Annotated in this window: 8 protein-coding genes and 1 pseudogene; 6 read left to right on the top strand and 3 right to left on the bottom strand. The window is 39.1% G+C overall.

Annotated elements, in window-relative coordinates; genetic code table 11:
• Positions 1 to 168: 168 nt before the first annotated feature.
• Together K1X82_13555 and K1X82_13550 are read left to right on the top strand one after the other, a co-directional pair.
• Positions 169 to 504, top strand: coding sequence for a DoxX family protein (locus K1X82_13555; GenBank protein MBX7183131.1), 336 nt, complete (start codon positions 169 to 171; stop codon positions 502 to 504).
• A 641-nt stretch (positions 505 to 1,145) separates the two neighbouring features.
• Positions 1,146 to 1,367 carry a hypothetical protein gene (locus K1X82_13550; protein MBX7183130.1) on the top strand — a complete coding sequence of 74 codons (222 nt, stop codon included), beginning with the start codon at positions 1,146 to 1,148 and terminating at the stop codon, positions 1,365 to 1,367.
• Positions 1,368 to 1,391: 24 nt separating this feature from the next.
• Here the strand turns inward: K1X82_13550 and K1X82_13545 are convergent, their stop codons facing one another.
• From K1X82_13545 to K1X82_13535, 3 genes are all read right to left on the bottom strand, one after another.
• Positions 1,392 to 2,558 (bottom strand): acyl-CoA dehydrogenase family protein, encoded by a 1,167-nt coding sequence (locus tag K1X82_13545; protein MBX7183129.1) that lies wholly within the window; start codon positions 2,556 to 2,558, stop codon positions 1,392 to 1,394.
• 446 nt (positions 2,559 to 3,004) lie between these two features.
• Positions 3,005 to 4,291: an FAD-binding protein gene (locus K1X82_13540; protein MBX7183128.1), complete on the bottom strand. Its 1,287-nt coding sequence runs from the start codon at positions 4,289 to 4,291 to the stop codon at positions 3,005 to 3,007.
• 2 nt (positions 4,292 to 4,293) lie between these two features.
• A complete protein-coding gene (locus K1X82_13535) occupies positions 4,294 to 5,361 on the bottom strand; it encodes a metallophosphoesterase (GenBank protein ID MBX7183127.1) in 1,068 nt (355 codons plus the stop codon).
• A 68-nt stretch (positions 5,362 to 5,429) separates the two neighbouring features.
• Between K1X82_13535 and gmk the strand changes: the two genes are divergently transcribed.
• From gmk to K1X82_13515, 4 genes and pseudogenes are all read left to right on the top strand, one after another.
• Entirely contained in the window at positions 5,430 to 6,023 is a 594-nt protein-coding gene (gmk, locus tag K1X82_13530; protein MBX7183126.1) for a guanylate kinase, read from the top strand.
• Between the two features lie 158 nt (positions 6,024 to 6,181).
• Positions 6,182 to 8,293: pseudogene (locus K1X82_13525) on the top strand (sodium-translocating pyrophosphatase).
• Positions 8,294 to 8,745: 452 nt separating this feature from the next.
• Entirely contained in the window at positions 8,746 to 9,003 is a 258-nt protein-coding gene (gene rpsT / locus K1X82_13520) for a 30S ribosomal protein S20 (protein MBX7183125.1), read from the top strand.
• 76 nt (positions 9,004 to 9,079) lie between these two features.
• Positions 9,080 to 9,631, top strand: coding sequence for a 2'-5' RNA ligase family protein (locus K1X82_13515; protein ID MBX7183124.1), 552 nt, complete (start codon positions 9,080 to 9,082; stop codon positions 9,629 to 9,631).
• The last annotated feature ends 359 nt before the right edge of the window (positions 9,632 to 9,990 follow it).

The raw sequence follows: 9,990 nt of genomic DNA, 5'->3' as shown, positions 1-9,990 counted from the left end.
ATCAAACTCTTTGAGAATGTTCGCAATTTGCGTTGATGTGAATTTGCTCTTTTTCATTTTTTACACTTGTTAAAATTAAACTTTTTTGTCTACTTTTAATGTGTACTAGTTTTGGGGGAGCTGACAGGATTATGGATAACCCAAGGTTTATTAGCTGCCATTTTCTTAATGGCCGGAGCAAACAAATTGTTTCAATCCATCCCCGAATTGGCCAAAATGCTGCCTTGGGTCACCGAAACACCTGAAGTATTGGTTCGATTTATTGGACTAAGTGAAGTTTTGGGAGCCTTAGGATTAATTCTGCCTTCAGCCTTACGAATTAAACCGGTATTAACTCCTCTTGCAGGACTAGGTCTTGCCTTGGTTATGATTTTTGCTGCTTTGTTTCACTTTAATAGGGGCGAAACTGCCAATATAGGCGCAAATTTTGCCTTTGTAGCCTTGGCATTATTTGTTTCCTGGGGACGTTATTCCAAAGCCCCAATTGCCTCTAAAGCTTCCTAATGGATTGTGTAAATCAGACAGAAGTGGCCGAATTGTTTAACCTGACAATTCGGCCATCTGATGTAGGTCCATTCCTTGAAAAAGCTAACAAGGTAATACCAATTTTAATTTATAAATAGTCCGAAGGCTTTTATAAATTTAGATTGGTAAGTACCGAGGATACAAAATGTTATACCAATGTTATTTGAGAAATAGTCCCAAACTATTTCGAAAATTACAGAGGTAAATGCCGATGCAAAAGCTGTTTAGACCAATTATGGCTTAGCCTATTTGGTCTATTACAGATTTGCAATCGGTGTTAGTCCGATTTTTTCAAGAAAATTTAAGTATAAAATTGGACTATACATTTTGTCCATTCGGTATACATGCCGAGGATACAAAATGTTAGTCCGATTTTTTCAAGAAAATTTAAGCATAAAATTGGACTATACATTTTGTCCATTCGGTATACATGCCGAGGATACAAAATGTTAGTCCGATTTTTTCAAGAAAATTTAAGCATAAAATTGGACTATACATTTTGTCCATTCGGTATAAATGCCGAGTATACAGAATGTTAGGCCAATTTTCTCAATAAAAATTAATACCTAAAATTGGACTAAACATAATGTACATTCGGTATAAGTTCTTTTTTTTCAGTTATGGAAGGATTCTCTCGGCTGGAAATTATGTTGATTGACCATACGAATCTCCTAGTATTATTGCGTTGGAATAATGGTCCAAGTTTTGAAAAAAACCTTACCCATATATTAAATTCATGTATTATGAAGGATTGGTTTCAATTAGCTACTACTGTTCGGTATCAGCCAGTTTTTATACAGTCGCCTAAAGAACATTCGGCTAAAGAACCAATAGCAACTTAATGATATAGGGTATTATAATTTACCTTATACTTTATATTCTAGCTTTTCAATTACCATCTTAGCAATTATGTCTCGCATTATTTCGGAAGAACCGCCCCCAATGGTACCTAAACGGGCGTCACGCCACATTCGCGCCAAAGGATATTCTTCCATATAGCCATAACCTCCAAAAAATTGCAAGCATTGGTAGGTACATTTATCAGCTAGTTCGGTAGCAAGTAATTTGGCCATAGCTGCTTGTTTTACAGCATATTGACCCTGGTTGTACATGGTGCAAACCTGGTAAGTAAATACCTTGCTCATTTCCAATTCAGAGCTAAGTTGTGCTATGCGATGTCTCAGTTCTTGAAATCGATTTAGTTTTCTGCCAAATGCTTGTCGTTCATTCAAATATTGTAAGGATTTTTCCAAGGCATCTTCGCATAAAGCATTGCTTGAAATGGCTAAACTTAATCGCTCCAATTCAAATCGTTGCATGATATACAAAAAGCCTTGATTTAAACTTCCTAAGAGATTTTGTTCCGGCACAAAAACCTGGTCAAAACCAATTTCACCGGTATCGGAAGCCCTCCAACCAAGTTTGTTTAGCTTAGTTCTTGAAATTCCTGTTGCAGGAGCATCAACAACAAATAAACTTATACCGGCAGCTCCAGCGTGAATATTGGTTTTTGCAGCTAAAATATAGTAGTCGCAATTAACACCATTAGTTATGAACATTTTGGAACCATTAATCAGGTAACCACCCGGCGTTTCGGTTGCTGAGGTTAATATTCCGGCCACATCACTTCCTGCATGCGGTTCGGTTATGCCCAAGGCTCCAATTAATTGACCTTGGATGGCTGGTTTCAAGTACTTTTCCTTTAAGTAATTACTGCCTACTTTAAATAGGTGAGGAAGGGTAAGTAAGATATGTGCACCTATGGCCGCACCAAATCCTCCGGAATTCACTTTGGCCAATTCTTCCAATACTATTACATCGAAGAAAAAATCTAATCCACTTCCCCCGTATTCGGTTGGATATCCGATTCCAAAATATCCCATTTCGCCCATTTTTTTGTATATTTCCCTTGGGACTTCACCATTTTCTTCCCATTGATTTACTTGGGGAAGAACCTCTTTTTCTAAAAATGTGCGTAACGAAGACCGGAATAAACGATGCTCTTCAGTAAAATAGGTGTTTTCTAAATTCACGTTGGGTAGCTATTTTCGCAAATGTAGTTGAAGCTTCCATTCCCTGTGCATTTTGATTTGGCATTTCATTGCATCGGTTAAGGTTTTCTTTGTGGCTCATTTGAAATTTTCAATGGGTGTTTTATTTTCAAGTTGTTGCCATCATTAGTTCAGTATTTTATCAGGTTCATGCTGGAATTTACTTGAAAAGCAAGAGTTGATAAACCGTAGTTGGTTTAAACTATTCCATTATCAGGACTGGCAAATGAAAACTTAAGTCAGAGATTTAATTCGCTGTATTTTAAGGTGTTAGTGATAGGTATGCCTAAAATTAAAATACTATGTTGGCTGAATATTAGGAGCTTTTATGCCGGCTTTGGTTTAGGTCGGGCAGTGCCGTGCATCTTGCTTACCTGGGGAAAATGTGATTTTTTTTTGCTAATGGGCAGGCCAAATAAAAAAAGAAACTAAGAAAATAATCTATCCGTCCAGGAATTCGAAAAGGTATTCGTAGGGTCTAACTCTCGTTTAATGGCCAAAAAATCCTGCCAGCGAGGGTAGGAGAGAGGGAAATTCTGTTTCTCGGGGGTAAATTCTTTTCCCCAATGCGGTCGGCCTTGGTACTTTAACATAAGATCCTCATAATCGGACAAAAATTCGGGCCATCCTTGGTCTCCGGACATATAACCGCCAATATAGCATACATCTTTGCCATAAGCCGGACTCAACCAATTATCATCGGCTTTAACAAACCTAACTTCGGTAATAAAATTTACCGGATGTTTTTTGCTATGTATAAGCTCTCTTAATTCGTTTAGGGCAGGTAAGGTAAACTCCACCGGGATAGCATATTCGCTTTCGTGATGCTTGGGAGGCATAACCATATTAAATACATCGAAATTTCTTCCCACATTGGTTTCGTTTTTGAATTGTACGGAAGTAATAAAACGATTAATGCTTGGCACCAGGCTGCGATTATTGCCAATTTTTAAAAGCAAATTAAATACTCCTTGTGCAAAGGATGAATCCTCCCGAAGAAGGTTAAATGATTTTGGTGAAGGAACCGGTTGATTATGGCGGGTAATAGAATAGGTTTGAAGTGTTTTATTGAAAGGGAACCACCATAGTTTTAAATGGTCGCATTGTTCCATTAATTGCGGAAGTTGTTTCAATGCAGAATCAAAATCCATGGGTCTTCTATGTTCTTGAAGGTAATAACGAGGGCTAATTTTTAATTCAATTTCGGTTAAAATACCCAAACACCCAAAAGCCACCGGAAAAGCAGCGAAAATTTCTGGGTTTTTATCTTTGGAGAAAAATTTCACTTGTCCTTTCCCATCCACCAATTTTACAGAAACAATGGCTGAGGAAAGGTTGCCAAACCGAATACCTGAGCCATGGGTAGCAGTGGAGGTGGCTCCTGCAATGCTTTGTTCTGCAATGGAACCTAAATTGGTAAGGGCAAAGCCCCGGTTCCAAAATTCGTGGTTAAGGTGTTTTAGTCTTGATCCTGCTCCAACTCTTGCCACCAGCTTATCCGAATCAATTGAATACACACCGGATAGTTCATCAAGGTTAAGCAAATAATCCTTGGAAACGCAGGCAGGAGTCCAGGAATGTCCTGCACCTACCACCCTAACTTTTTCTCCAAGTTGGTAAGCCTTGGCAACGATAGAAGCTACTTCAAGTTCTGATTTTGGCTTTACAAAGTGCCTGTGCTCAAAAGGAATATTTCCAAGCCAATTTGATTTCATGATTAAAACAAGGTAGTTTGGTATAGGTTCCAACCAGACTTCACTCCCCATACTTTCAATACCACATGGCCATTGTCGAGAAATTCCAACTTCATAAAACCATTTTCCATTCCATTTAGGAATTTAGCTTCTGTGCTATGGTGTTCAATTTTGTTTAGTTTGCTTCCTGCACCGCTCACCAGGTAATGGTTTGGACCGTGTTTAAAGTACTGTAAATTGTGGTCATGACCGGAGGTGTAAATCAAGTTCTCGTAGGAATCAAAAAGTGCTAGGAATTTCTTTTTAAGACGTTTGTACCGGGGTTGTGGAATATCTTGAACTAGCATTCGATTTAAACCTAAAAGTCCAAAAATTTGGAAGGGAGTCCAATTAACTAAAAATCGCAGTGGTTGTTTAGGACGGCCATGGTGCCCCATACTAAAGAGTGGATGGTGGGCAGAAACAATTATTTGCTCTCCATTTGCTTTGGATGCTTTTAAGAGGCTATCAAGGCGCTGAAAAAAGGCTTGGGAGGTTTGTTTTCGATTCATTCCTGGGAATTTAGGAGTAGAATGAAAAAATTGACTTTGCAACCACCATTGGGTATCAATAAATACCATTCTCAGTTTTGGTCCAATTAGCATGGATTCAGGTCCGGGGAAGCCATTGAGTGGAAGAAAAGTATGTTGATCCTTATTTGCATTTAAAGAACTGTCTTTCAGGTATTTTTCTACAAATTCTTGTTCGGCTTTTAAAACTTGTTGCCCATCCCATAATCCTTCTTTCCAGTCGTGGTTACCTGGCACTACTACCACATTTCCTTTGAAATTTTTTACACATCTAAGCTGGGAAAGCATTCTAAGTTTAGCCAATTCATCTACCATTCCCATTGGATAAATATTGTCACCCATGAAAACCACTGTTCCATTTTCAACCAAGTTTAATTCCGTTTCAAGCATTTGCAGGGTAGGACCGGGTTTGATATCTTTACCGGCATCGCCAATCAGGAACAAGGTATGAACTACCTTTTGAGCTTGAATATGGAGACCAATTAAGGCAAATAGCAGCAAGAAAATTGGATAGATTCGCATTGGGCAAATGTATTCAGAGAAAAGAAAGTTTGTTTAAACATTTTAAAGGATAATGATTGATAGTAAGCATGTCGGATTACTTTTGCGGGGTGAAAGCAAAAGCAGTAATATTTTCGGCACCATCAGGTGCAGGTAAAACTACCATCGTAAAACACTTGCTATCAAAACCCGAATTTAGGTTCGAGTTTTCCATTTCAGCAGCCAGCCGTGCTGCTCGTTTCAATGAGGTAGATGGAAAAGACTATTATTTTTTAGGAATAGATGAATTTAAGAAACGGGTTGCCAACAATGAGTTTTTGGAGTGGGAGGAAGTTTATGAAGGTAATTTTTATGGGACCTTGAAATCTGAAATTGAACGTATCGTTAAACGTGGAAATCATCCAATTTTTGATGTGGATGTAACCGGTGGTTTAAATATTAAGAAGTACTTTGGTGAAGATGCTTTGGGCATTTTCGTTATGCCTCCAACGGTAGATGCCTTAGAAAAGCGGCTGAGAGAGCGATCCACTGAATCGGAAGAGAGTTTGCAAAAGAGAATTAATAAAGCCGAGCATGAAATGGCCTACTTTAATAAGTTTGACAAGGTTATTTTAAACGATCAGTTGGAGCATGCCTTGGAGCAGGCTGAAACCTTGGTTAAGGATTTTTTAAAATTAGGTTAGAGAAATCTCATCTGCCTCCTTCAAATCATTGTTTTACAACAAGGTAAAGAGATATTATTGGGTGATACTTGCATATCTCAATTCCGTTATTAATTTTGCGCCCCCTAATAAAAAACGCTTACTTTTTATTTTACACCTAAAAATCAATTAATTACGAAATGAATAATTTGTTTTACGCGGTACCGGTCTTTGGATTGATAGCTTTAGCCTATACCTTTATAAAATCAGCTTGGGTTTCAAAACAAGATCCTGGCAATGACCGAATGAAGGAGATTAGCACTTACATTGCTGAAGGAGCAATGGCTTTTTTGCGTGCTGAGTGGAAGGTTTTGGGATATTTTGTTGCCATTGCCGCCATCTTGTTGGCTGTAATGGGATATTCTGATGAAAGATCTCATTGGTTTATTGCTATTGCATTTGTTATAGGTGCAGTATTTAGCGCTACTGCCGGATACATTGGAATGAACATTGCGACAAAAGCAAATGTTCGTACAGCCAATGCCGCTCGTACTTCTTTATCTAAAGCTTTACAAGTTTCTTTTACTGGAGGTAGTGTTATGGGTATGGGTGTTGCCGGATTAGCAGTACTTGGATTAGGCGGTTTATTTATTCTTTTGGTGTCTATTTTTGCTCCAGGAGCTACTGCAGATAGCGAAGAAATGGCAAGAGCCATTGAGGTATTAACCGGTTTTAGTTTAGGAGCAGAATCCATCGCTTTATTTGCCCGTGTTGGAGGAGGAATTTATACCAAAGCCGCTGACGTAGGAGCTGATTTGGTGGGAAAAGTAGAGGCAGGAATCCCGGAGGATGATCCTCGTAACCCTGCAACCATTGCAGATAATGTTGGAGATAACGTTGGAGACGTTGCCGGAATGGGAGCGGATTTATTTGGTAGTTATGTTGCTACTGTTCTTGCAACCATGGTATTAGGTCGTGAAACTATTTCAAATGACAATTTTGGTGGTTTGGCGCCGATATTATTACCTATGCTGATTGCCGGAACAGGTATAATCTTTTCAATGATTGGAACCCTTTTTGTTCGAGTAAATGATGAAGGTACTGCCACTACGGATAAAGTTCAAACTGCCTTAAATTTAGGTAACTGGGGTTCTATTGCATTAACCGCAGTTGCTTCTTACTTTTTGGTTAAATTTATTTTACCGGAAACCATGGTACTGCGTGGTTTTGAATTTACATCCAATGGAGTATTTGCTGCCATCATAGTTGGTTTGGTGGTGGGTACCCTAATGAGTATTATAACCGAATATTACACAGCAATGGGTAAACGTCCGGTTAACAGCATTATTCGTCAAAGTGCTACAGGTGCTGCAACCAATATTATTGGAGGTTTATCGGTTGGGATGGAATCTACCGCATTGCCAATTATTGTTTTGGCCGGAGGTATTTTTGGCTCCTATTTATGTGCCGGATTATATGGAGTTGCTATCGCTGCTGCCGGTATGATGGCTACTACGGCTATGCAATTGGCAATTGATGCATTTGGTCCGATTGCCGATAATGCCGGAGGTATCGCAGAAATGAGTGAATTGCCTAAGGAAGTGCGTGAGAAAACCGATGTATTGGATGCCGTAGGAAATACAACTGCAGCTACTGGTAAAGGTTTTGCAATTGCTTCTGCTGCATTGACTGCCTTGGCATTGTTTGCCGCCTTTGTAGGTATTGCAGGAATTGATGGAATTGATATTTATAAAGCAGATGTATTGGCCGGTTTGTTTGTTGGTGGTATGATTCCTTTCTTGTTCTCATCGTTTGCAATAGCAGCGGTTGGACGTGCTGCCATGAGTATGGTAGAAGAGGTTCGTCGTCAGTTCCGCGAAATTCCAGGAATTATGGAAGGTACAGGAAAACCTGAATATGACAAATGTGTTGCTATTTCAACCCAAGCTTCTATTCGTGAGATGATGATTCCCGGTGGTATTGCCATCGTTATGCCACTTATCATGGGATTTGCTTTTGGACCGGAAGTTCTTGGTGGTTTCTTGGCTGGTGCAACCGTAAGTGGAGTTTTGATAGGTATGTTCCAAAACAATGCAGGAGGTGCTTGGGATAATGCTAAAAAATCATTTGAAAAAGGAGTTGAGATCAATGGTGAGATTTTCTACAAAAAATCTGAACCACATAAAGCTTCAGTAACTGGAGATACCGTTGGTGATCCTTTTAAAGATACCAGTGGTCCATCTATGAATATCCTGATTAAATTGATGTCTATTGTGGCTTTGGTTATCGCTCCTACAATCGCCACCTTGCATGCCGATAAGATCAATGGAGGTAAATGCAGCGGTGAAACAGAAGCTTGCCATGGTAAAATGGAAAGTTGTCATGGCAAAATGGAAAGCTGCCACGGTAAAATGGAAAGCTGCCACGGTGGAGGAACTGCCTGTACAGGAGAATGTAAGGGCACTAAAGAATCATGTAGCGCAGCATGTGAAGGTGATAAAGCTTCATGTTCCGGTGCTTGCAAAGGAAAAATGGAAGCTTGTCCTCAAGGTAAAGCGGATTGTGATCCATCTAAATGTAAAGAAGGTAAAGCTTGTTGCAAAAATGGTGGAGCAGTAGAAGAACCAAAGGCCTGTTGTAAAGCAAATGCTTCCGAAAAAGGAGGATCTAAAACTCCAACTTCAATAAATGATTCAATTGGTATTAAAAAATAATTTCTAAATCAGAAAAAATCATATCTTTGCACCCCAATTTTTAAGAAGAAATGGCAAATCACGCATCATCGATAAAAAGGATTCGTTCAAGTGAGACTCGTCGTCTGCGCAATCGTTATCAAGCAAAAACAACCCGTAATGCAGTTAAAGCATTGCGTTCATTGACCAATAAAGAGGAAGCTGTTGCTGCCTTGCCAAAAGTTAAATCCATGTTGGATAAATTGGCAAAACGCAACATCATCCACAAAAATAAAGCTTCTAACTTGAAATCTAAATTGACTAAGCACGTTGTTGCTTTAGGCAAATAATTTTCAGTTTAACATAGTTCTGCCCTGTTTCACCCAATGAAATGGGGCTTTTTTGTTTTGTCTTAATTGTCATTTAATGGAAAATTCTACCGAGTTCGAACCTCGCCTGCCTTTGTATTTTGTAGCATTAATCCCTCAGGGTGATGTGAAAGTTCAAATAAATAACATTAAACATCAAAATGGTGGTAGATTTGGATGTCGTCAAGCACTCAAATCACCTCCACACATTACTATCATTCCTCCATTTCGCTTACAACCGGAATTGGTTGAGGAAATGATTTCGGTGGTTAAAGATAATTTTGAACCCCCTGTTAATTTGAGTATTGATTTTTCAGGACTTGGTTCTTTTGATACTCGTACCATTTATTTGGATATAGTAGCTGATTCAGGAATTAATGCGTATGATACTGCTGCCAAAGCTCTTGTTAATCAATTTCCATCCTTGTTTCCAAATGTACGCTTTCACGAAGTCTTTCACCCTCATATTACCCTTGCAAATAGAGATATTCCTCCTGGCGATTTTAAGGAAATGATGGAATATTTGGGTAAGAAGGTGTATCCGGTGTCTTGCAATGAGTTCAGTTTGGAAGTTCTTCACCTCGATCGCGGCAGGTGGATAATTCTATAAGAATTTCCTGAGCTTTATAAGGCCTTCTTCAAGCACTCAATGCATCTTAACCAAAATTTTGCTATTCATTTATCCTGACTGGATTCAAGTTTGTTTTCTGAAACCATGACTCCTTGCATCCTTGGTTTGGAGTATTTGTGCCTGATTTAATTCTGAAATATAGCTAGGGTATATTTAAAAAGTCAACAGGAAGGAAACGACATTTTTTTAGATGCTTTTTATGCGGGCCCCCTCCGCCCAACTAGCTTTTTATTAAGTCCAAAACTACCTGCACGGGCGTTCGGGTCACGCTATCGGCTGTAGTCCAAGCCAACTACGCTAAACCGCTTCGTTGGCTTGGAGCTACTTGCCTCTATCGT

Source organism: Bacteroidia bacterium, from assembly GCA_019695265.1.
Lineage (GTDB): Bacteria > Bacteroidota > Bacteroidia > JAIBAJ01 > JAIBAJ01 > JAIBAJ01.
This window is presented reverse-complemented; position numbering and strand designations above follow the sequence as displayed.

Bases quoted from the DNA above. Each gene is read 5' to 3' on its own strand.
- K1X82_13515 (MBX7183124.1), top strand. From the start codon at position 9,080: ATGGAAAATTCTACCGAGTTCGAACCTCGCCTGCCTTTGTATTTTGTA.
- K1X82_13555 (MBX7183131.1), top strand. From the start codon at position 169: ATGGCCGGAGCAAACAAATTGTTTCAATCCATCCCCGAATTGGCCAAA.
- K1X82_13540 (MBX7183128.1), bottom strand. From the start codon at position 4,291: ATGAAATCAAATTGGCTTGGAAATATTCCTTTTGAGCACAGGCACTTT.
- K1X82_13535 (MBX7183127.1), bottom strand. From the start codon at position 5,361: ATGCGAATCTATCCAATTTTCTTGCTGCTATTTGCCTTAATTGGTCTC.
- gmk (MBX7183126.1), top strand. From the start codon at position 5,430: ATGTCGGATTACTTTTGCGGGGTGAAAGCAAAAGCAGTAATATTTTCG.
- K1X82_13550 (MBX7183130.1), top strand. From the start codon at position 1,146: ATGGAAGGATTCTCTCGGCTGGAAATTATGTTGATTGACCATACGAAT.
- rpsT (MBX7183125.1), top strand. From the start codon at position 8,746: ATGGCAAATCACGCATCATCGATAAAAAGGATTCGTTCAAGTGAGACT.